The following is a 23226-nucleotide window of genomic DNA, read 5'->3' on the forward strand; positions in this document are numbered from 1 at the left end:
CGTCTTCTTTCCCTAGCGTGCATAAATGCTAACACTAAGGCTCTAGAAAGGAGGTGTTCCAGCCGCACCTTCCGGTACGGCTACCTTGTTACGACTTAGCCCTAGTTACCAGTTTTACCCTAGGCAGCTCCTTGCGGTCACCGACTTCAGGCACCCCCAGCTTCCATGGCTTGACGGGCGGTGTGTACAAGGCCCGGGAACGTATTCACCGGATCATGGCTGATATCCGATTACTAGCGATTCCAGCTTCACGGAGTCGAGTTGCAGACTCCGATCCGAACTGTGACCGGTTTTATAGATTCGCTCCTGGTCGCCCAGTGGCTGCTCTCTGTACCGGCCATTGTAGCACGTGTGTAGCCCAAGGCGTAAGGGCCGTGATGATTTGACGTCATCCCCACCTTCCTCACAGTTTGCACTGGCAGTCTTGTTAGAGTTCCCGACATGACTCGCTGGCAACTAACAACAGGGGTTGCGCTCGTTATAGGACTTAACCTGACACCTCACGGCACGAGCTGACGACAACCATGCAGCACCTTGTAATTTGTCTTGCGAAAAATCTGTTTCCAAATCGGTCAAACTACATTTAAGCCTTGGTAAGGTTCCTCGCGTATCATCGAATTAAACCACATGCTCCACCGCTTGTGCGGGCCCCCGTCAATTCCTTTGAGTTTCATTCTTGCGAACGTACTCCCCAGGTGGGATACTTATCACTTTCGCTTAGCCACTGAGATTGCTCCCAACAGCTAGTATCCATCGTTTACGGCGTGGACTACCAGGGTATCTAATCCTGTTCGCTACCCACGCTTTCGTCCATCAGCGTCAATCAATTAGTAGTAACCTGCCTTCGCAATTGGTATTCCATGTAATCTCTAAGCATTTCACCGCTACACTACATATTCTAGTTACTTCCTAATAATTCAAGTTTAGCAGTATCAATGGCCGTTCCACCGTTGAGCGATGGGCTTTCACCACTGACTTACTAAACCGCCTACGGACCCTTTAAACCCAATGATTCCGGATAACGCTTGGATCCTCCGTATTACCGCGGCTGCTGGCACGGAGTTAGCCGATCCTTATTCTTACAGTACCGTCAAGCTGGTTCACGAACCAGGGTTTCTTCCTGTATAAAAGCAGTTTACAATCCATAGGACCGTCATCCTGCACGCGGCATGGCTGGATCAGGCTTGCGCCCATTGTCCAATATTCCTCACTGCTGCCTCCCGTAGGAGTCTGGTCCGTGTCTCAGTACCAGTGTGGGGGATCTCCCTCTCAGGACCCCTACCCATCGTAGCCTTGGTAAGCCGTTACCTTACCAACTAGCTAATGGGACGCATGCTCATCTTTTACCGTTGTGACTTTAATAGTGACTTCATGCGAAGTTGCTATGCTATGAGGTATTAATCCAAATTTCTCTGGGCTATCCCTCTGTAAAAGGTAGATTGCATACGCGTTACGCACCCGTGCGCCGGTCTCTGCTTCCGAAGAAGCATACCCCTCGACTTGCATGTGTTAAGCCTGCCGCTAGCGTTCATCCTGAGCCAGGATCAAACTCTTCATCGTATATTTTTTATATTATATTGCGACTAATGATTCTATCGGTTATATTCAAATCTTGCGATTCTATTACTCTTTATTCTGTGTTTCGAAATCTCTTTCGAAACGGCTGTCAATTCAATATGTCTAGGAACGTGTTCTTTTTATTTGTGTCGCTTGTTTCTCAAAGCGGGTGCAAAAGTAGTGAACTTGTTTTTAACTGGCAAGACTTTTTTGAAGTTTTTTTTAAGAAATTTTTCTCTTAAAAATCATTCGTAAATCTTAGCAGTATTTCAAAGAACTCCGTGTTTTGCGGGGTGCAAATGTAACTTTCGTTTTCCAAACTCACAAGCTTTTTTTAATCTTTTTTCAGGAAAAATTTTCCGTTTGATTAAAGTCTCTTGTCAGTATTTCAGATGAACGTTTTTGTTTGTTGCGGGTGCAAAACTACCACCTTTATCTAGATAAACAATACTTTTCAATCACTATTTTTAGTTTATTTTAGCTTTAAGTCTTAACCATCTGATAACACCAACTTTACAAACTCTTTGTTTTTGTGTTTTGTGGGGGTTTTCCTCTATGGTGTTTAGATTGTCTTTGGTTTTGCTGGGGTTTCGAAGGTTTGGTTGTTTCTGTTTTGCTCCCCTAGCCCTGATAGCAGCGCAAATCCTTTCTCTTTTTCCTTTAAAAAGGGAAAGATTGAAGCGAATAGCAGGTTAAAGCTCCCGAAAATTGTACTGCTTACTTCTTTTTGCCTCTTCTCTCCTATTATATATAGCAAAAACACGCTCCTATATATAGTATCATAAAAAAAGCGACTCCTATATATTGCTCCATAAAAAAAGCGGCTACTATAATATATAGTAGCCGCTTTTATTTATCTAAACATTCAAACCTATGGTTTCTTTGCAGGAACAACAGGCTTAGCTGTATGATGTGCTTTATCAACATGTATTCTAAGTCTTCCTGGCGAAGTATAATCTGGCTCACCAGTTTCAGCATACTGTGGAATCCCATGAGGCTCTCTTTCATCAACTGGAGTAAGAGGATTATCTATCAAAATAGGATCATACGGATAATACTTACTTGCCCCTGGACTACCAACAGGCTTTGTAATTTCCAATTTAGTACTATAACCATCTCCATCGTCATCAACATCTAAGAAATCAGGAACTCCATCTCCATCTGTATCATCTGGATTAGCTAATTGTTTTGGATACTCTGTCGTATTACGCATATCACGCACATACCCATCTTTATTAATATCTTCTTGATATGAGAAAACTCCATCTCCATCATGATCCAAACGCTGTAATGCATATAGTTTAAAACTAAAAACTAAAGGCGCATAAGAAGGTATTGAACCTCCACCTCCAGCATAGTATGCTAACCCCGAAGGCAAGAACATAACACCAGCTCCAAAATCATTGTATTTTATTGAACCATTTCCTCCACCTACAGCCGTACCAACCTTAAAGTTTGGAAAAGTCTCCCCCCAACCCTTAATTGTTTGAAACAAATTTAAAAAATTCTGTGGAAATACTACTTCTTCAAATTGAGTAGCCGTAATAACAGAAGGATCTGTTGTTGTTGCAGCTTTTCTAGTTAGATAAGTCCCATTATATGACGTTAAAACTCCATCAACATTAATTGGCGACTCTCCTACTCCTTCACGCAACACCATAAAATACAATTTATACTCAATACCATGCAAATCTACAATCTTAGATTTTAAAGTTGGAAATGTAGGACTATCCAAATACGACATTATCGATTTCTGGTTAGCTGCATCTGTAATTTTCTCAATTTTCACATTTTGATCCTCAGCTTCACCTGGTTTATTAGTAATCGTTATAAAATTATTTTTTAAATAATCTTCAATATCAGCAATATCTGTATTATACTGCTCTTTATAATCCCTTAAAGGCTCTACAGACGCAGAATCGCTTTTCGAACAAGAAAATAAAGAGAGAGTTGTAATTGTTAAAATAAAATAAAATTTAATTTTGTTCATTATTGTTGATTTTTAGGTGCGCAAGATACAATATTGATTTATTTTTGTAAAGAATTTAACTCCGATTTTTGAAAATTTATGAGAATAGATAAATACTTATGGTGCGTGCGCTATTACAAGACTCGAAATTTGGTTACTGAGGCATGCAAAAAAAACCATGTCACAGTGAATGGCCAAGTTGCAAAACCTTCAAAAGAAGTTTTTCCAACTGATAAAATTACATTTCGAAAAGATCAAATCACTCAAATCATAACCGTCCTCGACATCCCAGAAAATAGAGTTGGCGCAAAACTTGTCGATATATACAGAAAGAACGAAACTCCAGCTGAGGCATATGCTCATTTGGAACTACTAAAACTTTCCAAAGAACATTACCGAAAAAACGGCACTGGTAGACCAACTAAAAAAGATCGCAGGGACATTGATGAATTTGGAAATGACATCCCTGATGACGAAGACGAATCTTAATAAGATTCAAATTAGATCAACACAACTTTTATTATTTTAAAAAAAAACTATAATGAGCAAGAACATCATCTTAACAAATCAAGAAATCGAACATAAAATTAAACGAATCGCTTATCAAATATACGAGACCTTTGTAGAGGATGATGAAATCGTAATTGCCGGCATAGCTGCTAACGGATATATCTTTGCCGAAAAACTAGCAACAGCATTAGAATCTATTTCTTCTATTAAAGTATCTCTTTGCGAAGTACAGATAAACAAACAGAAACCAGAATCTCCAATAAATACGTCCCTAACCAAAGATCAATACGCAAACAAAGGATTGGTTCTTGTAGATGATGTATTAAACTCTGGTACAACTTTAATATATGCTGTTCGTCATTTTCTTGATGTACCTCTAAAAAAATTCAAAACTGCTGTCCTTGTAGACAGAAACCACAAGAAATATCCCGTAAAAGCAGACTTTAAAGGAATATCTCTTTCAACATCATTATTAGAACACGTACAAGTTGTATTTGATGAAAACAACAACAATTACGCCTTCTTAAGCTAAAAGCTCAAGAATATCAGAAACCGTTTCGTCTATTGTCTTCTCGTCAACACTCACCTTATACTTGGCTTGATTGTAATAGTAACTTCTCTCAAAAAGATGTGTAGCTATAAACTCTCTCATCTCTTCCTCATTTTTATCAGCAATAAGTGGGCGTTTACTCTTATTATAAAGTAAGCGTCCATATAATGTATCAATAGATGCTTTTAAATAAATAGAAATCACACCTTCATTATTCAATAATTCATGATTATTAGCATAACAAGGTGTCCCCCCTCCTAAACCTATAATGATTTTTTCAGGCGATTGAAGCAATTCTAAGAATGTTTCATGCTCTAATTTCCTAAAATATATCTCTCCATGCTTATCGAAAATCTCATTTATGGTTAAATTAACCTTATTTTCGATGCATTGATCCAAATCTAAAAATGGAATTTCTGTAATTTTTGATAAATTTTGGGCAATTGTTGACTTACCGCAACCCATATACCCCAATAACACAATTTTTTTCATACTAATAAAACCTTATAAACTAAGACATTGGATTTTTTTCCAAAAAAAAGACAAATTTATAACAAAAATGCTTGGAAACTTCGAAAATAACTCCTTATATTTGCACCCGCATTCAAGGAAAGAATATGACTCGATAGCTCAGTTGGTAGAGCACATCACTTTTAATGATGGGGTCCTGGGTTCGAGCCCCAGTCGGGTCACAAAATTTGTGATTAAACAAAATACTTTCTTTGATAGCAAGACTCGATAGCTCAGTTGGTAGAGCACATCACTTTTAATGATGGGGTCCTGGGTTCGAGCCCCAGTCGGGTCACAAGAAGGTCGAGTATTCACTTACTTGACCTTTTTTTTTGGCCACGTGGAGAAACGGTAGACTTGCCATCTTGAGGGGGTGGTGCTCGTAAGGGCGTGTGGGTTCAAATCCCACCGTGGTCACAAATTTGTGATCAAACATAATATTTCATTGATAATTAATGACTCGATAGCTCAGTTGGTAGAGCACATCACTTTTAATGATGGGGTCCTGGGTTCGAGCCCCAGTCGGGTCACAAATTTTGTGGCAAAACAAAAAGATTACATTAACAACAATGACTCGATAGCTCAGTTGGTAGAGCACATCACTTTTAATGATGGGGTCCTGGGTTCGAGCCCCAGTCGGGTCACAAATTTTGTGGCAAAACAAAAAAGATTACATTAATAACAATGACTCGATAGCTCAGTTGGTAGAGCACATCACTTTTAATGATGGGGTCCTGGGTTCGAGCCCCAGTCGGGTCACAAATTTTGTGACAAAATAAAAATACTTCATTGACAACAATGACTCGATAGCTCAGTTGGTAGAGCACATCACTTTTAATGATGGGGTCCTGGGTTCGAGCCCCAGTCGGGTCACAAAAGGTCAAGTAATTAATTTACTTGACCTTTTTTTTTGAGCCATACAGAAATAAAAGTCTAACCATCTTATAGAAACAAACCCCATTATAATCACAGTTTCAGCAAATAGCCAAAAATAAAGCTCCAATGCTAATATTTCATTTTTTAGCTATAATAAACAATCCCAAAACCCGTTAAACAATCTAAACCTACTAATTAATTTTTATATGAAACAATCATTACTTATTCTATTATTCTTAGCAACAAGCGTTAGCTGGAGCCAATCTGGATCTGATTATTTTGATCAAGCCCTAAGAAAAGCTGAAAACGGAAACACCAAAGGTGCTATAGCAGATTACACCAAAGCCATTAAATTAAAAGCAAACTTTACCGAAGCCTACCAAAACAGAGGTGTTGCCAAACTAAAGCTAAATGACACTAAAGGAGCTCTTGCCGACTTTAACAAAACAATTGAATTAGACCCAATGAACGCTGATGCCTTCACTGGAAGAGCAAATGTAAATTACAAATTAAAAGACTTTCAAGCGGCTATTAAGGATTGTACTTCATCAATTGCATTAAATCCTAAAGACTATATTGCCTATAACCTAAGAGGTACTTGTTACACTCAAGTTCAAGACAAGAAAAACGCCTGTAAAGATTTCACTAAAGCAATAGAATTAGGTAGTCAAAGCGCTAGCAAAAACAAAGCTACTTTCTGTAAATAAAAATCATAAAAAAAGCACCCAACCTTTCTTTTCACAAAGCAAGAGTTGGGTGCTTTTTTGTATTCTAACTTATGCTTATATTTGATAGGATATTCAACCAATCAAACTGACTTAGTCTAAAACTTATTCGATATACATATATGTCAATCCTAAAAAAGATAAACACCAAAGCCGAAACCGATAAGAACTCTGGTTTTGGAACTAACTCTAATAGTTACGGAGGACGTTTTGTAAATAAGGATGGTACTCCAAATATTGAAAAAAGAGGAATGCATTTGTTACGCCGCATTAGCTGGTACCATACCATGATTGATATGCCAACATGGAAATTCATGCTTATTTTATTCTCTTTTTACATTGCTCTCAATTTCATTTTTGCAGTTGCTTATTATATAATTGGCATCGAACATCTAGACGGAATTGTTTCCTCTCAAAGCGAATGGGCAAAATTTGGACAGGCTTACTTTTTTAGCGCACAAACCTTCACAACTGTAGGTTACGGACACATTAGCCCAACTGGATTCATAACAAGCTCTCTATCGGCAGCTGAAGCTTTAATAGGTCTATTGAGCTTTGCAATCGCAACCGGACTATTTTTCGGAAGATTCAGCAAACCAACTGCATTTCTTAAATTCTCACATAATGCTTTAATTAGTCCTTACGGGGAAGGTAAAGCTTTGATGATTCGTCTTGTTCCTTTTAAAAATACCAATTTCACTGATGCGGAAGCAAAAATCACCTTAGGAATGAGTATTGAAGAAAACGGTATAATGACTAATAAATTCTATTCTTTAGAATTAGAATTAAGTAGAATAAACGCACTCACCCTAAGCTGGACATTAGTACACCCTATAACAGAAAAAAGTCCGCTGTATAAATTCACAAAGGAAGACTTCGCCTCTACACACGGAGAAATTCTGGTATTCATTAAAACTTTTGATGATATGTATAGTAATACTGTAGCAGCAAGAACTTCATATACCTTTAAAGAAGTGTTACACGGAGCTAAATTCGACACCATGTACAATCGAAATAATGACAACACCAAAACAGTATTACATCTAGATAAACTCAACTCCTATCAGGTTGTCAATCTTGAATAAACCAAAATTGATAAATCTCTTATTTTAAGTATATCTATAGAAATTAAGTTACATTTGTTTATCAAATATCAATTAATGATAAACAATATAAAAAGTGTTTTTAGCATAAAAGACCTTGAAAACCTTTCAGGGATTAAAGCTCATACTATTCGTATTTGGGAAAAGAGATACAATATCCTTGAACCTATGCGTACAGACACTAACATTCGCCTGTATGATTTAGCTAGCTTACAAAAACTATTAAATATTACATTACTGCATGAATATGGATATAAAATCTCGAAGATAGCAACCTATTCACAAGAAAAAATCCCACAATTAGTAAGAGAAATTATCTCTAACAAAAATGCAAAAAATCATGCCATTAGCTCTTTCAAAATGGCAATGATGAATTTTGACCAAGAATCATTCTCTCATACATTCAATTGGCTCTCTTCTGAAAAATCATTTAAAGAAGTTTTCCAACAAGTATTTATTCCGCTCTTAAATGAACTAGGCCTATTATGGCAATCTGAAACCATATCTCCAGCTCATGAACATTTTATGAGCAACCTCATAAAACAAAAACTACACATAAATACCGAAAAGCTCCAAGTTCAAAAACCAACAAAAACCGATAGAATATATGTACTTGCATTACCAATGAATGAAATTCATGAACTTGGGTTAATGTACATACAATACGAAATACTTCTTCAGGGCTATAAAACGATTTATTTAGGAGAAAGTATGCCTATAGAAAATCTAAAAGAACTTAACAATCATTTTGACAATATCACTTTTGTTTCTTATCTCACTATCCAACCAGACCGTAGTACCGTCAACCAATATGTAAGCTGTATGTGCTCCGAACTACTAAATAACTCCAACGAAATATGGCTGATTGGTAAAATGGTCGAACACATTCAAACAGATAATTTAAATCAAAGAGTACACATTTTTAACTCCATCGAAGAATTAGTGATGCAGATATAATTATTTTGTTTAATATTTTTGTAGATTTGTTAAACAAATGAAAAAAACAATCTCAATTATTGGCTCTGGTTTTTCGGCTTTATCCGCTTCGTGCTATCTAGCCAAGCATGGCTATGACGTAACTATTTACGAAAAAAATGCATCTATAGGCGGTAGAGCCAGACAATTAAAAAGTAATGGCTTCACATTTGATATGGGACCAAGCTGGTATTGGATGCCCGATGTATTCGAAAATTTCTTTAATGATTTTGACAAAAAAACGAGTGATTACTATGAGTTAATAAAACTCAATCCTGCATATCGTGTGTATTTTGGGGTTAATGAATTTATTACCATCACTGATAATTTAAAAGAGATTGCCTCAACTTTTGAATCTATCGAGAAAGGGAGTGGCAAAAAACTTGTTGCCTATATATCGAAAGCGAAAAGTAATTATGATATTGCCATAAAAAAGTTAGTATATCGCCCAGGCATTTCTGCATTAGAATTGATAACTCTTGAGACCACACAAAAATTAAATCAGTTTTTTGGAACGGTCAGTAAAGATATTCGCAAAAAATTTAAAGATAAGAGACTGATTCAAATTCTTGAATTTCCCGTTTTATTCCTTGGCGCAAAACCAACCAATACTCCTTCTTTCTATAATTTCATGAATTATGCCGATTTCGGATTAGGAACTTGGCATCCTAAAACTGGAATGTATGATGTAGTCCTTGGTATTGAAAGTCTAGCAAAAGAACTCGGAGTAACTTTTAAAACCAACTCTAACATTGATAAAATCATAGTCAAGAATAATACTGCAACTGCATTAATTGTTAATGACGAAATTATTACTTCGGATATAATCCTAAGTGGTGCTGATTACCAACATACTGAAACTTTATTAGACAAAGAGCATAGAGCCTATTCTGATTCTTATTGGGAAAGTCGCATTTTTGCTCCATCTTCTCTCCTATTTTATATAGGGTTCAACAAAAAAATACAAACCATTTCTCATCATACTTTATTCTTTGATGTTGATTTTAATCAACATGCTATAGATATATATGATGACCCTAAATGGCCCGAAGCCCCTTTATTTTATGCAAATTTCCCATCAGTAACAGATAGAACAGCTGCACCTGAGGGAATGGAAAGTGGTTTTTTTCTTATTCCACTTGCTCTAGGAATTGAAGATACAGAAGCACTTCGAGAAGAATATTTCGATAAAATAATTACTCGCTTTGAAACTGTAACGCAACAATCTATTAAAAATAATATTATATTTAAGAAGTCTTTTTGCAAAAATGACTTTATCGAAGATTACAATGCCTATAAAGGAAATGCATACGGAATGGCTAATACCTTATTACAAACTGCATTTTTAAGACCTAAACTAAAAAGCAAAAAAGTAAAAAACTTATACTTTACTGGACAACTAACTGTTCCTGGACCTGGCGTCCCTCCTGCTTTAATATCAGGAAAACTAGTATCTGAATTAATATACAAATCCTTTTCATCATAAAAATATGAAACAGTTATTTGATAATGTCTCGTTTAAATGTAGTAAACTAGTAACCAAAAGTTATAGTACATCTTTTTCTATGGCAGTATATATGCTTGCCCCAAGCATAAGAGATGCAATTTATAGTATCTATGGTTTTGTACGTTTTGCAGATGAAATTGTAGATTCCTTTCATGGATTTGATAAAAAAAATCTAATAGATGATTTTGAAAAAGAATACTATAAAGCAACTGCTACTGGTATAAGCCTTAATCCTATTTTAAATTCTTTTCAGCAAACCGTAAAACAATATAATATCACTGATGATTTAATTCAGTCTTTTTTAAAAAGCATGAAATTAGATTTAATCAAATCAGACTATAATAAGGAAGAAATAGAAGATTATATATATGGCTCAGCCGATGTTGTAGGCTTAATGTGTCTTAAAGTTTTTGTTTCTGGTAATGATTCAAAATACGAAAAGCTTAAAATGGAGGCTATGCGATTAGGTTCAGCATTCCAAAAAGTAAATTTTTTACGAGACTTAAAAGATGATAATCTCATTTTAAATAGAAATTATTTTCCGGGGATTGATTTGAACTCATTCGATGAAATTGCCAAAAACAAAATTATAAAAGAGATTGAAGAAGATTTTAAAATAGCCTATCAAGGAATTATAAAACTTCCCGTCGAAGCTAAGTTTGGAGTATATACAGCTTACATATATTATAAAAAGCTTTTAAAGAAACTAGAAAACACTCCTTGCCATGAGATAGGTAATGAAAGAATTCGAGTTTCAAATTATTCTAAAGCTGGATTACTAGCCAAATCTTTTGTTTCTTACAAACTAAGAATGGTATAATTACAAACAAAAAACACAACAATGATTTCTTTTTTAATTTTTATAGGCGTGTTTCTCTTTATGGAATGTGTCACTTGGTGTACTCATAAATTTGTCATGCATGGTTTTATGTGGTATTTTCATTCTGATCATCATCAACCCAAATACACAAATGTATTTGAGCGAAACGATATTTTCTTTGTGATTTTTGCAATCCCAAGTATTTTACTGTTTTATTTTGGAACTATAGATGGCATCAATTATTTATTTTTTATTGGTTTGGGATTAACCTTTTATGGGTTTTGTTATTTTATGATTCATGACGTATTGATACATCAACGCTTTAAATGGTTCAAAAACACCAAAAACAAATACCTTATCGGATTAAGAAAAGCACATAAAGCGCATCATAAACATTTAGGTAAGGAACATGGAGAGTGCTTTGGAATGTTGTTTGTGCCATTCAAATACTATAAAATATAATAGAAAGTCATGAAAGTATATAAAAAAGAATCAGTTCAACATATCAATGCTAGCTTAGAAGAATGCTGGACTTTTTTTTCTAACCCGAAGAACTTACAAGTAATAACTCCTAAGTCTATGGGTTTTGAGGTTACTGATTATGATAATAAATTAATGTATCCAGGACAAATCATTCAATATAAAATTACTCCTCTTTTAGGAATTAAGTTAAACTGGATGACTGAAATAACAATAGTAAAAGAAAACAATTACTTTATAGATGAGCAACGTTTTGGGCCTTACACCTTATGGCATCATAAACATTTCTTTGAGGCTACTGCCAATGGAACCAAAATGACTGATGTAGTACATTATGCACTACCGTTAGGTTTTATAGGTCGAATCATGAATGCTCTTATTGTAAAAAATGAATTGAAAATGATTTTCGGATACCGTCATAAAAAGATAGAAGAACTTTTTAATACTAAATAATGAACAAACAAAAAGTTAGTTTTTTTTGGTTCAGACGTGATTTACGTTTAGACGACAATCGCGGTTTATTTCACGCACTTGAATCTCCATTTCCTGTCATTCCTTTATTTATTTTTGATGATGCAATTCTTGAAAGTCTTCCTAAAGATGATGCTCGAGTTAGTTTTATATATGATTCTCTAGAGAAAATCAATATTGAATTGAATTCAAGCGGAAGTTCTCTTTTAATTAAAAAGGGGAAAACCACTGAAATTTGGAAATCTCTTATCGAAGAATTCAATATCCAAAACGTTTTTTTCAATAAAGATTATGAACCTTATGCAATAAAAAGAGATTTATTCATCTCTGATTTACTAAAACAAAATGGCATTCCTGCCTTTTCATACAAAGACCATGTTGTATTTGAAGAAAAAGAAATCACAAAATCAGATGGACTACCTTATACTATATATACTCCGTATAAAAATAAATGGTTGGAGAAATATAAAATGGATGGAGAAGCTATAGCATATACTACTGTTGGTCTTTTTTCTAATTTTTATAAAAGTCAATTTCCTTTTCCATCGATAAATCAAATCGGATTTAAAAAAAGTACAATTGTTGTACTGCCACATAATCTGAAAAATATTTCGAATTACCACGAAACACGTGATTTTCCAGCTTTAGATTCAACTTCATATCTATCTCCTCATTTACGATTTGGTACTGTTAGTATCCGAAAATTAGTAAATTGGGCTGCTCATAAAAATCAAGTTTTTTTGAGTGAATTAATATGGAGAGAGTTTTTTATTCAAATTTTATTTAGTTTTCCGAATGTCGTTGACCGCAATTTTAAATCAGCTTACGATGGAATTCAATGGATAAACAACGAAAATGATTTTAAACGTTGGTGTTCCGGTACTACTGGCTACCCAATGGTTGATGCTGGAATGCGTCAGCTTAACGAAACTGGATATATGCACAATCGCGTTCGAATGGTTGTTGCTAGTTTTTTATGTAAGCATTTATTAATAAGCTGGCAATGGGGTGAAGCATATTTTGCAGAGAAATTACTTGATTATGAATTAGCGTCAAATGTGGGCAACTGGCAATGGGCAGCAGGAACTGGTTGCGATGCAGCTCCTTATTTTAGAGTTTTTAATCCCGAAATCCAGCTTAAAAAATTTGATGAGAAAGGAATTTATATCCGAAAATGGATTCCTGAATTTGATTTAGGCTATAACGAACCAATGATTGAACATGCTTTTGCAAGAGATCGAGCTATTGCAACTTATAAAAAGGGAATCTTGAGGTAAGTATTACCCGTTTGTGAGTAAAAAATATTCTTATGAAACGCTTATTCTAGCCCAGATAGCAACGGCATCCTCTTGTGGTGGGGTTCACCACAAGAGATACAGTGCAGAGCTGGATTGTGCTCCTAATATTTTTGATAATTATTTACTTGAATTTTTGCTTTTAAATCGAACATTAGATTATATAACCCGAAGAAAGTACGGTTCATGTATATAAAATGTTTCGAGCCACGGTTGCCATTCATTTTTTTGAGATTGGTGTCTTTAGAAAAACGTTCTCCTAATTGGGCAATATTATCAAAAAACTCTTCATCTGAAAAATCGAATGTATCGGATTGGAATGGTTTTGTGAATAATGATAATAAATCATGAAACATTCCTGTAAAATAGGTTATCTCTTCTTTAGTATCATCTGTTCGTAGAATTTCTAATTCGAATAGTTTCTCATTAAAAAGCTTTTCATCAGTTATCACTTCCTTATTGATTAACTCAAAATAAGGGATATAAAAATCATTTGGAATTTGTTTCATGCATCCAAAATCTAAAGCTACCAACTGATTTTTATCGTTTACCAAGAAATTTCCAGGATGAGGATCTGCATGTACCTTACGCAAAACATGAATTTGATACATATAAAAATCCCAAAGTGCCTGACCAATTGTATCTGATTCTTCTTGGCTTCTACTCTTGGCAGTATATTCTGAAAGATGAATTCCTGTCATCCAATCCATTGTGATGATTTTCTCTGAAGAAAACTCTGGATAGTAATTTGGGAACTCTAAATTTTCTATCTTTTTACAAGCATTTACTACTTCCTGACTCTGTTCTAATTCTAATAAATAGTTAGTTTCTTCTATTAACTTATCCTCTACTTCCTTAAAATATTTATCTGAATCTTTTCCCTGTAGATTAAACATTCGTATCGCCATTGGTTTTACCAAAGCCAAATCTGATGAAATACTATTGGCAACTCCTGGATATTGAATTTTAACTGCTAACTGCTTGCCCTCTTTTACAGCTAAATGCACCTGACCAATACTTGCTGCATTTACTGAATTAGGGTTAAACTCATCAAAAATTTCATAAGGTGTTTTACCAAAATTAGTTTTAAATGTTTTTAAGACTAATGGTGCTGAAAGTGGCGGAACTGAAAATTGTGACAAGGAAAATTTTTCAACATAGGCTTGTGGCAAGAAATTCTTATCCATGCTTAACATCTGTGCTACTTTAAGCGCACTTCCTTTTAAGCTTTTAAGCCCATCATAAATATCTTCGGCATTATTTTCGTTTAATTTATCACGAGTTACATCAGGGTTTACAATTTTTTCACCGTAATATTTCAAATAATTCACTCCAACTTTTGCTCCAGTTTGAACCAATTTGCTCGCCCTTTCTATTTTGGAAGTTGGGATATAGTCGATAGTTTTCATTGTTTACTATATATTTTTTCTTTAAAAATAAATTTACCAAAATCAAGCAAATGATTCATCGGTGCTACATTCATCAATTCAAAAGATACATTTACCGATTTTTCGATAAAAATATCTGTTTTTTCAAAAGCTGGAGATGCATCGTCTACCCAAAACTTAAGCGTAAGCAAAAGTTGCATCCATGCCGTTTCTTGAATTGCTTTTTCTTGAAAGTTTTGAAGCTTTTCTTGCTGAACTCGAAAATCATCCGTTATAATTAAACTAATATATTTTTTAAAACTATCACGAAGTGTAGTTAGTTTTACCAAGTTTTTTATTGGGTTTGAATTATTTTTTAAAGCTTGAACAGCATAGCTACGGTTTGCTGTTAATAATTCAAAAAAAGTAAAGTAAAAACTGAGCATCTTATTTTTCATATCATACTCTTGATACTCTGGATTTTTATCTAATAATTCAAGTGTGTTTTCAAAAAACAGATTAAAAATTTCTTTCTCTAGTCCTTCGAATGTCCCAAAAAAAGTATAAAATTCAGTTTCTTCAAAATCATTTGCTTTTGCAAAATGAAAAACAGTTTTAGGATTTTGTCCATGTTCCAGAACGTAATTCATATACAGAGAAACAATTTTATCTTTTGTCAATATTTCTTTTTTAGCTCCCATACCTCTTACTTTTTTATTTGCGTATAAAGGTAAGCAACGTTTAACTATATTTACGTAATGCTAATGAAAACAAGGTGTTAAATATATTATAAACTATTATGTCCAAAAACATTTTATTAACTGGTGGCTCTGGTTTTATAGGAAAGAAACTTTCAAATTTATTAATTAGTCAAGGCTATTCAGTCTCAATATTAACTCGCACTGAAAGAAAGGCTAGTGAAAATATTACTTATTATAAATGGAATATAGAAAATAATTATATAGATGAAGTTTCTGTTTTAAAAGCAGATTACATTATTCATCTCGCAGGCGAAGGTATTGCCGAAAAAAAATGGTCTAATAAGCGTAAGAAAGAAATTATTGATAGTAGAGACAAACCTATTAATCTCATTTATTCCGTTTTAAAAAAGAACAATAAATCCTTAGATGCTTTTATATCTGCATCTGCCGTTGGAATTTACGGTGCCTTTACAAGTGAAAACATCTGTACTGAAGAATCACCTGCAGCAAATGATTTTCTTGGAGAAACTTGTCAGAAATGGGAAACTGCTACTGAATGTATTAAATTACTAGGAATTCGTACTGTTATAATACGAACTGGTTTGGTTTTAGGTAAAGGTGATGGTTTCTTAAAAAAATTAGTTCCTCTTTTCAAATATCGCTTAGGATCAATTATAGGAACTGGAAAGCAATACATGCCTTGGATTCATATCGATGACTTATGCAACATCTACCTACTTGCTATTACAAATACCAATATGAATGGTCCATACAATGCTGCCGTTGCTGATGATACAAATAATGCTATTTTTTCTAAAGCTTTAGCAAATATATACGGGTATTCTATATGGTTACCTAAAGTTCCTTCTTTTGTAATTAAATTAGTGATGGGCGAAATGAGCAAAATTGTATTAACTGGTCAACGGGTTTCTGCTCAAAAAATAAAAAATGCAGGTTTTAAATTTAAATATTCAAATTTAAAACCTGCACTTATAAGTTGTTTGAAATAACAATTATTTCATCACTCCCTCCAAACTTGTATTTACTCTTTTGGATATTTTGCTTTCTATCATTGATGGTATCTTAATATTAAAATCATCTGTATTAAGCGGAAAATCTGAAATAATTTCTATACCTCCGGCTACTTTTTTAAGTAGTGCACTTACTTCAATTTCTTTTGTCTTCCCATGAATCTGAAGTTTCCCTTTAATAGTATATGCCTTAGGTATCTCATTAATATCTTTCATGTCGAATTTTCCAATTTTGCCTTTAAATATTGCTTTCGGATATCGATCACTTTCGATATAATTTTCATTAAAATGGGTTTCCATTAAATCCATTTTAAATCGAAAATCCCTCATTACAGCCACGCAAACAAAACTACTTGTTCCTGGCTCCATAACCATAATTACCGCTTTATTGACTGCATTTACCTCTTCAAAAAAAGGTACAGAAGCTTCAAAATTAATAACACCTATTGAAGTTCTCATTTTATCTTGTGCTACAATAAAATTAACGGTAAGTAATAAAAATAAAAAAGTACTTTTTTTCATGACCTTCAGCAATTAAAATTAAACTCATTGCATGATATTTTTTGAAAAAAGTCTATCGAAAAAGGCAAACAAACAACAGACAGAAATCAAAAATAGAGCTATCCTTAAAAGAGATTAAACTACTAACAATGTTAAATACTCTCTCTCTCTCTCTTAAAGTTACGAATTTTAATCTACTTTGGTTCTTAAAACAACGCTAAAAGTTATCTTAAAGCTTCCTTAATTTAATTCTAATAAAACATTGTATTTATTTAAAGTTGCCAATGTTTCGATAGAGCTATAATTAGATTCTACTGCATGATTTTCTATTTCTTTTTTTACCTCAATTTGCTTCAAACATTTACAAAAACGTCTTACTTCTTCTAGGCTAGACAAAATAAGTCCCGGAACAGGAACACTTTTCCCTTCTTTATCTTTTGCGACCATAGTAAAGTAAGAAGAATTACAATGTTTTACAGCACCTGTTTGAATATTTTCGGCCTCAACTCGAATCCCTACAATCATTGAGCTTTTACCAACATAATTAACCGAAGCTTTCATAGTAACCAATTCCCCTACTTCAATAGGTTTTAAAAAATTAACTGTATCTACTGAAGCAGTTACACAATAATGACCTGAGAATTTAGATGCACTAGCAAAAGCAATCTGATCTAACAATGATAATATATAACCTCCGTGTATCTTACCACTAAAATTAGCATGCGATGGAAGCATTAATTCTGAGATGCTTATTCTAGAACTAGCAACTGTTTTAAAGTTTGTATCTGAACTCATTTTTATATTTATTTTACACCTAATGGTGAATCATTTTTTATTACTTGTATTATGAAATCACTTGTTTTTTTCCTCCAAGGGACTATTTTGTATCTTATCTATCCAATCTTACAAACTGATTTAAAGCCTTTAAAAACTTCTATAAATCTCTATCTATACGTTTGTACTCCTGAAATACTTTACCTGAATTAGACCGAATAAATCCCTTTATTAAAGTAAGAGTCATAAGTATGAAGACTATACAAAGGAATCATTACCATTCTGCTATTCGTTTAACAATTTAGTTTTCATTATTATTTGCTCTTGTCAATATACTTTCTGGAAGTGATTTCTTAGCCTTTGCTCCCATTTTCTTTAATTTCTCAACACTTGTAATTAAATTTCCTCTGCCTTCTACTAGCTTGCTCATAGCACTTTCATACTCCGTTTTTGAGTCATTTATCTTATTTCCAATTTTAATTAAATCGCCTATAAATCCCTCAAACTTATCATATAATGCCCCTGCTTGACGAGCAATTTCAAAAGCATTTTCTTGTTGTTTCTGATTTGTCCACATACTGTCAATAGTTCGCAGAGTTGCTAATAATGTAGTTGGTGTAACAATTACAATGTTTTTTTCGAAAGCTCTATTATATAAGGTAGCTTCTTCATTTAATGCTATTGCAAAAGCGGGTTCTATCGGTATAAAAAGCAAAACAAAATCTGGGCTTTCTATTTGATATAAATCATGATAATTTTTATTCCCAAGTTGCTCAACATGACGTTTTATAGATTGTACATGCTCCTTTAAGTAATCGGCTTTTAGGTTATCATCTTCTTCGTTGATCCATTTTTCATACGCCGTTAATGATACTTTTGAATCTACAATCATTTTTTTGCCATCGGGCAAATGAATCACCACATCAGGTAGAACACGAAGACCAACCTCATTAGTAAAACTTTGCTGTACTTCGTATTCCCTTCCTTTTTCTAATCCTGATTTTTCAAGAACTCGTTCTAAAACCAATTCTCCCCAATTCCCTTGCATTTTACTATCTCCTTTCAAGGCTTTTGTCAAGTTCAGTGTTTCTTTACTCATTTGAGCGTTCATTTCACTTAACCCAATTATTTGTTGACGTAAGGCAGCATGGTAATCAATACTTTCTTTATGTGTATCCTCTACTTTTTTTTCAAAACCCAAAATTTTATCTTGTAAGGGCAACAAGATATTTTTCATGTTTTCATTATTCTGTGCAGTAAATTTTGTCGATTTTTCTTCAAGTATTTTATTCGCAAGATTTTCAAATTCTCTGGTGAATTTTTCCTGAAGTTGTTCTACTTCATTTTTTTGTTCTTTATGACGTTCCCACAAATTCTCAAAATCAACTTCTTTTTTTGATAACTGAATTGCAAGACTATCTTTTTCGGTTCGGATAATTTCTTTATCCGAATTTGTTACTTGAAATTGTTTTTCAAAGTTATTTTTTTCTGATTGAAAATGTTCTTTTTGCTGTTGAAACTGATTTGTCAAAGCAATTAACTTTTCGTTCAAGCTTACCTTTTCTGATTGAAATCGTGCAGAAAAAATAAGCTTACCTATAAAAGCTCCAATAATTAAAGCAATAATAAAAACGAATAAGAAAGGAAACAGATTTGACATAAAGGGACTTTTAAAAGAGTAAAAGTACACAATAATATGTACTCCTAAAGAAGAGATTGTTTTTTTGAGTTTTAAAAATTTCCCTTTTCAATGAGCAGCCTCCAAACACAAAAAATAATTTTTTTTGAAAAAAAAATAATTTTAGACGCAACCTTTTTGACATTAGATCATCTATCTAGGTATAATCTTTTAAAAAATGAAAAAATGAAAAAAATTATTTTAGGTCTATTTGTTGCTTTTGGTATCAGCTCTTGTTCTTTGAACTCTGATAATGATTATCAAAGCTGCGGTGATTATAGTAATGTTGCTTTTTCTGGTTTTCCTTTAGAATGCAACTATACTATAAAAGACATGCCTGCTAAACCTACTGCGATAGCAATAAAAACACAAGAAAAAATGGATTCTTTTTTTGTCAAAAACACGAATCCTTGTACTACACCAACTCCTGTAAATCCCAACATTGATTTTACCAAAAATTACTTAGTAGGTATTCTTGCTGGACCAAAACCTACAGGTGGATATGAAATAAAAATTAGCTCTATTGTAGAAAACTCTTGTGAAGTAATAGTTCAATATTATGAAAAAGAGCCTTTACCTAATGAGTCTGTTACTCCTGCCGTAACAAACCCTTATGATTTTGTTTTAATACCTAAAACAGACAAACCTATTTATTTAAATAAGGTAAGTCAAAATAAAAACTTTGTTGTTCTAGGAAGCTACAGTAGCAAATGTACTGGTCCTGATTGCCAATTATTTTTTAACATCAATAATCTAAACATACGTCAATATTTTAATGTAGTAGTTGGTCAATATGATTTTAGCAAATACAACTATAAAACATTGACCAAAAAAGGAGATTATTCTGACTTTATAAAGCTAGTTCCTACAGAAATTTTAAACCTAAATGTTGAAAATAAAACCTACGGGAACCCAGATTCTGGTGATCAAGGAGGAATTTATTTTGAATTAAGCCAAGGCACAAAAGTCACTAAAGTACTGATAGACAACAACAACACACCTGACCAAAGCCCAGAAATCATCACGTTTAAAAAAGCAATTAAAGATAAAATTGCAGTATTAAGAAACTAAACTAACTTTGCGTGTTAAACAATTAACATAATTTTATTAATTTCTTAAAATGAAAAAAACAATTTTAGCTCTTCTAATTATCATTTCGGTCTCAACTTATTCAGCAAATGTAGTTTTAAAGTACAATAAAGCAACTAAGCTTTACGGAAGCTGGACTTGGCAAAAATCTACAGGCGGTCAAAACGGTAATTACACCTCAACTCCTAAAAGTATTGGGAGCACTAAAAAACTTGTTTTTACAACTGAGGGTAAAGTAATTACATATAAAAATAATGTAGAAATAAGAAATAGTAAATATCAGATTACTAAAGGCATCAGCGTATTAGATAATCAAGAGCGTGATTTAATTACTTTTGAAGGAATAACTTATATTATCGAAAAATTAGATTCTAGTAGTCTAGTTATTGTAAACAATTCAGTTGAAGGATACACTTCTACTTATAAAAAGTAGAATATTAAATATACAAATACCTATTGCAATCTAATTTACTTTAAAATTATTTTTTGGAAGACAATTTAGACTTACTTATAAAAAAGTGCATTGACAATGACAGAGGAGGGCAATTGAGAATTTATCAATTGTTCTCTCCTGTATTGTATGGAATTTGTCTAAAATACATGAAGAATGAAGATGATGCAAAAGATGTCTTTCAAGAAGCTTTTATAATCGTTTTTCAAAAGATTAAGCAATATAAATTCGAAGGGAGTTTTGAGGGATGGATGAAACGAATTTTCATCAATAAACTTATAGAAACTCTAAAAAAGAAAAAAAGAGATTACCATTTTTTGGATGTTTTTGACTCAGAAACAGAAATTATCGAGGAAGAAGAACTAGAAACTATTCCGATAACGCAAGAGAAACTAATCGAATATATTCAGGATTTACCCGACCAATACAGAATGGTTTTTAATCTATTTGTTTTCGAAAAAATGAAACACAAAGAGATTGCCGAAATGCTCCAAATTACCGAAGGGACTTCTAAATCAAACTTAAATAGGGCGAAAAAAATATTACAAACAAAAATTTTGGCCGTATTAAATTTTAAAACAGCATGAAAAAGAAAAAAATAGAAGATATTTTTTCTTCAATAGAAAATTTTTCTAGTGTACCTCCACCAGAATTATGGGCTAAGATTGAAGAAAAATTAGATGAACCTAAAAAGAAAAGGGTAACAGCCATTTGGTGGTCGTTAGCAGCTAGTCTTTTAATAGGTTTAGCAATCACGTCTGGTCTATATTTTAACTCAAATGAAAATGACACTTTAAATAATAATAATAATAATAATGTTGTTCTAGATAATCAAGAGAACAACTCAAAATCAAATACAACGCCTGCTACTATTAATGATACCACTTTAGATAGTACAACTACAATATCAGTTGCCGAATCAGTTAGTTCGACAACTAATAAAATTTCAAACAACAATCAAGAATCAACCAAAACCACAACAACTTCAATCAACAAAAAAGAAAAACCATCATTAAACAACAATGCTAATACCTCATTATCTGAGCAAGATAGTATTGAAATTAGCAATAACATAAACAACAAAAAAAGTAAAAGTATTGCTTCAAGCAAAAATAATAATGAAGCTAGATTGGCTAAAGAAGATACAAACACATCTTTAACAAAGCAAAACGAGACTAAAGTTAGTGATCATTTGAACATAAATAAAAAAGAAGAAATTGCTTTAAATAGTAATGGAAAATCTTCATCTCAAAATGACATTAATAGTTCTTCAAATAGACTAAGTACAACTAGAGTTGATAACGATTTAAAAACAAATCAAAATAAAGAAATAGCTCTAAACACTAGTTCTGAAAAAAATATTACCTCTTTTAATGATTCATTGAATAAAGCACAAATTGCACTCGAATTGCAGCAGTTAGAAAATAGATTAAATAATAAAGAAGATAAAGACGAACCAAAAACTGAAAAAGATCTTTTAAAAGAAAAATGGTCAGTAGGCCTTTATGCAGGTGTTGCAAGTTCTCAGAGTTACGGTAATAAAAAATCACTGGGTAATGAGATCGAATCAAAACAAAATACAGGGTATGGTATTAAAACGAATTATAAACTCAATAAAAAATGGGCTGTAAGTTCTGGTTTAAAAGTCAATGAACTAGGACAATCTGTAGCTAATGTTTCTTATTACAATAAGCAACAAAACACATTAAGCGCTGGAATTACAAATGATTTTTTCATTTCAAGCCCAAGTACAGAATATATTTCTACTAATAAAAACTATGTCTTTTCATCGGACAACAGCAATCAAAAAATTCAGGGTAATGGCTCAAATAATCTAACAGGTAATATCGATCAACAATTACAATACCTTGAAATGCCCTTGGAAATTTCTTATTCCGTTTTAAGCACAAAAAAAGCAGCTATTATGCTTAATACTGGTGGTTTCATAGGAAAGTTGATTTCCAATGAAATTTTTCTAGATGGTAATTCTATAGGAGGAAATCTAGATGTGAACAATTTCGTATATGGATCTAAACTAAGCAGTACTTTACAATATGAAGTCCTTAAACAAACTCGTTTATTTGTTGAACCTGGACTAAATTATTATATCAATCCCCTAAAAACCCAATCTTTTAACCAATTTCAGTGGGGTCTGAATTTTGGGGTTAATTTTGGGTTTTAATTCTCTCTTTTGTTGTAATAACAATTGCAGACCAAATTATATCCTATAAAAAAAGCTAGATTCTAAAAATAGAATCTAGCTTTTTTAATTTATAACATTAGTGT

The 23226-nt window shown here is 33.0% G+C and carries 22 protein-coding genes, 7 tRNA genes and 1 rRNA gene; 22 read left to right on the forward strand and 8 right to left on the reverse strand.

Going from position 1 to position 23226, the window contains the following annotated elements; translation table 11 throughout:
* Positions 1 to 46 precede the first annotated feature (46 nt).
* Together LNQ49_RS07695 and bamM are read right to left on the reverse strand one after the other, a co-directional pair.
* A 16S ribosomal RNA gene (locus LNQ49_RS07695) occupies positions 47 to 1560 on the reverse strand.
* Between the two features lie 868 nt (positions 1561 to 2428).
* Positions 2429 to 3547: a BamM family beta-barrel-assembly machinery protein gene (gene bamM, locus LNQ49_RS07700; protein WP_229988080.1), complete on the reverse strand. Its 1119-nt coding sequence runs from the start codon at positions 3545 to 3547 to the stop codon at positions 2429 to 2431.
* Between the two features lie 78 nt (positions 3548 to 3625).
* On the opposite strand from bamM, the gene LNQ49_RS07705 reads away from it, so the two are divergent.
* The gene (locus LNQ49_RS07705) at positions 3626 to 4015 is read left to right on the forward strand and encodes an RNA-binding S4 domain-containing protein (protein ID WP_229988081.1); all 390 of its coding nucleotides are present in this window, start codon (positions 3626 to 3628) and stop codon (positions 4013 to 4015) included.
* Between the two features lie 52 nt (positions 4016 to 4067).
* Positions 4068 to 4568, forward strand: a complete 501-nt coding sequence (locus LNQ49_RS07710; RefSeq protein WP_229988082.1) for a phosphoribosyltransferase family protein — start codon at positions 4068 to 4070, stop codon at positions 4566 to 4568.
* On the opposite strand, the gene LNQ49_RS07715 is transcribed toward LNQ49_RS07710, so the two are convergent.
* Positions 4560 to 5078, reverse strand: coding sequence for a shikimate kinase (locus LNQ49_RS07715; protein WP_229988083.1), 519 nt, complete (start codon positions 5076 to 5078; stop codon positions 4560 to 4562). The two genes, LNQ49_RS07710 and LNQ49_RS07715, sit on opposite strands and share 9 nt — an antisense overlap.
* Positions 5079 to 5205: 127 nt before the next feature.
* On the opposite strand from LNQ49_RS07715, the gene LNQ49_RS07720 reads away from it, so the two are divergent.
* The 15 genes from LNQ49_RS07720 (at position 5206) to LNQ49_RS07790 (ending at position 13330) form a co-directional block, all read left to right on the forward strand.
* Positions 5206 to 5278: transfer RNA gene (locus LNQ49_RS07720), tRNA-Lys, on the forward strand.
* A gap of 40 nt (positions 5279 to 5318) precedes the next feature.
* Positions 5319 to 5391, forward strand: a tRNA-Lys gene (locus LNQ49_RS07725).
* A 39-nt stretch (positions 5392 to 5430) separates the two neighbouring features.
* Positions 5431 to 5513: transfer RNA gene (locus LNQ49_RS07730), tRNA-Leu, on the forward strand.
* A gap of 40 nt (positions 5514 to 5553) precedes the next feature.
* Positions 5554 to 5626: transfer RNA gene (locus LNQ49_RS07735), tRNA-Lys, on the forward strand.
* A 41-nt stretch (positions 5627 to 5667) separates the two neighbouring features.
* Positions 5668 to 5740, forward strand: a tRNA-Lys gene (locus LNQ49_RS07740).
* A 42-nt stretch (positions 5741 to 5782) separates the two neighbouring features.
* Positions 5783 to 5855: transfer RNA gene (locus LNQ49_RS07745), tRNA-Lys, on the forward strand.
* A 41-nt stretch (positions 5856 to 5896) separates the two neighbouring features.
* Positions 5897 to 5969, forward strand: a tRNA-Lys gene (locus tag LNQ49_RS07750).
* 209 nt (positions 5970 to 6178) lie between these two features.
* Entirely contained in the window at positions 6179 to 6679 is a 501-nt protein-coding gene (locus tag LNQ49_RS07755) for a tetratricopeptide repeat protein (RefSeq protein WP_229988084.1), read from the forward strand.
* A gap of 140 nt (positions 6680 to 6819) precedes the next feature.
* Positions 6820 to 7782, forward strand: a complete 963-nt coding sequence (locus tag LNQ49_RS07760) for an ion channel (protein WP_229988085.1) — start codon at positions 6820 to 6822, stop codon at positions 7780 to 7782.
* A gap of 75 nt (positions 7783 to 7857) precedes the next feature.
* Positions 7858 to 8757 carry a MerR family transcriptional regulator gene (locus LNQ49_RS07765; RefSeq protein ID WP_229988086.1) on the forward strand — a complete coding sequence of 300 codons (900 nt, stop codon included), beginning with the start codon at positions 7858 to 7860 and terminating at the stop codon, positions 8755 to 8757.
* A gap of 37 nt (positions 8758 to 8794) precedes the next feature.
* On the forward strand, positions 8795 to 10261 hold the full coding sequence (locus LNQ49_RS07770; protein WP_229988087.1) for a phytoene desaturase family protein: 1467 nt from the start codon (positions 8795 to 8797) through the stop codon (positions 10259 to 10261).
* A 4-nt stretch (positions 10262 to 10265) separates the two neighbouring features.
* Entirely contained in the window at positions 10266 to 11102 is an 837-nt protein-coding gene (locus tag LNQ49_RS07775) for a phytoene/squalene synthase family protein (RefSeq protein WP_229988088.1), read from the forward strand.
* A gap of 21 nt (positions 11103 to 11123) precedes the next feature.
* The gene (locus LNQ49_RS07780; protein WP_229988089.1) at positions 11124 to 11564 is read left to right on the forward strand and encodes a sterol desaturase family protein; all 441 of its coding nucleotides are present in this window, start codon (positions 11124 to 11126) and stop codon (positions 11562 to 11564) included.
* A 9-nt stretch (positions 11565 to 11573) separates the two neighbouring features.
* The gene (locus tag LNQ49_RS07785) at positions 11574 to 12035 is read left to right on the forward strand and encodes an SRPBCC family protein (RefSeq protein WP_229988090.1); all 462 of its coding nucleotides are present in this window, start codon (positions 11574 to 11576) and stop codon (positions 12033 to 12035) included.
* Positions 12035 to 13330, forward strand: a complete 1296-nt coding sequence (locus LNQ49_RS07790) for a cryptochrome/photolyase family protein (RefSeq protein ID WP_229988091.1) — start codon at positions 12035 to 12037, stop codon at positions 13328 to 13330. Before LNQ49_RS07785 ends, LNQ49_RS07790 begins: the two co-directional genes overlap by 1 nt.
* A gap of 122 nt (positions 13331 to 13452) precedes the next feature.
* Here the strand turns inward: LNQ49_RS07790 and LNQ49_RS07795 are convergent, their stop codons facing one another.
* The gene (locus LNQ49_RS07795) at positions 13453 to 14757 is read right to left on the reverse strand and encodes an ABC1 kinase family protein (RefSeq protein WP_229988092.1); all 1305 of its coding nucleotides are present in this window, start codon (positions 14755 to 14757) and stop codon (positions 13453 to 13455) included.
* Positions 14754 to 15416 (reverse strand): TetR family transcriptional regulator C-terminal domain-containing protein, encoded by a 663-nt coding sequence (locus LNQ49_RS07800; RefSeq protein ID WP_229988093.1) that lies wholly within the window; start codon positions 15414 to 15416, stop codon positions 14754 to 14756. The genes LNQ49_RS07795 and LNQ49_RS07800 overlap by 4 nt, the downstream gene beginning before the upstream one ends.
* 98 nt (positions 15417 to 15514) lie before the next feature.
* Here LNQ49_RS07800 and LNQ49_RS07805 point away from each other — a divergent pair, with 98 nt between their 5' ends.
* Positions 15515 to 16426, forward strand: coding sequence for a TIGR01777 family oxidoreductase (locus LNQ49_RS07805; RefSeq protein ID WP_229988094.1), 912 nt, complete (start codon positions 15515 to 15517; stop codon positions 16424 to 16426).
* A 3-nt stretch (positions 16427 to 16429) separates the two neighbouring features.
* On the opposite strand, the gene LNQ49_RS07810 is transcribed toward LNQ49_RS07805, so the two are convergent.
* The 3 genes from LNQ49_RS07810 to LNQ49_RS07820 form a co-directional block, all read right to left on the reverse strand.
* Positions 16430 to 16969: a YceI family protein gene (locus LNQ49_RS07810; protein WP_229988095.1), complete on the reverse strand. Its 540-nt coding sequence runs from the start codon at positions 16967 to 16969 to the stop codon at positions 16430 to 16432.
* Positions 16970 to 17188: 219 nt separating this feature from the next.
* Positions 17189 to 17743, reverse strand: a complete 555-nt coding sequence (locus tag LNQ49_RS07815) for an acyl-CoA thioesterase (RefSeq protein ID WP_229988096.1) — start codon at positions 17741 to 17743, stop codon at positions 17189 to 17191.
* Positions 17744 to 18023: 280 nt separating this feature from the next.
* A complete protein-coding gene (locus LNQ49_RS07820) occupies positions 18024 to 19382 on the reverse strand; it encodes a DNA recombination protein RmuC (protein WP_229988097.1) in 1359 nt (452 codons plus the stop codon).
* Positions 19383 to 19586: 204 nt separating this feature from the next.
* Between LNQ49_RS07820 and LNQ49_RS07825 the strand changes: the two genes are divergently transcribed.
* Genes LNQ49_RS07825 through LNQ49_RS07840 form a run of 4 tightly spaced genes read left to right on the forward strand, consistent with a single transcriptional unit; the run spans position 19587 to position 23122 of the window.
* Positions 19587 to 20471 (forward strand): protease complex subunit PrcB family protein, encoded by an 885-nt coding sequence (locus tag LNQ49_RS07825; RefSeq protein ID WP_229988098.1) that lies wholly within the window; start codon positions 19587 to 19589, stop codon positions 20469 to 20471.
* A 49-nt stretch (positions 20472 to 20520) separates the two neighbouring features.
* Positions 20521 to 20922, forward strand: coding sequence for a hypothetical protein (locus LNQ49_RS07830; RefSeq protein WP_229988099.1), 402 nt, complete (start codon positions 20521 to 20523; stop codon positions 20920 to 20922).
* Positions 20923 to 20975: 53 nt separating this feature from the next.
* A complete protein-coding gene (locus LNQ49_RS07835) occupies positions 20976 to 21527 on the forward strand; it encodes an RNA polymerase sigma factor (protein WP_229988100.1) in 552 nt (183 codons plus the stop codon).
* Positions 21524 to 23122: a hypothetical protein gene (locus LNQ49_RS07840; protein WP_229988101.1), complete on the forward strand. Its 1599-nt coding sequence runs from the start codon at positions 21524 to 21526 to the stop codon at positions 23120 to 23122. The genes LNQ49_RS07835 and LNQ49_RS07840 overlap by 4 nt, the downstream gene beginning before the upstream one ends.
* Positions 23123 to 23226 lie beyond the last annotated feature (104 nt).

The sequence above is a fragment of the Flavobacterium pisciphilum genome (genome assembly GCF_020905345.1).
GTDB classification, from domain to species: domain Bacteria; phylum Bacteroidota; class Bacteroidia; order Flavobacteriales; family Flavobacteriaceae; genus Flavobacterium; species Flavobacterium pisciphilum.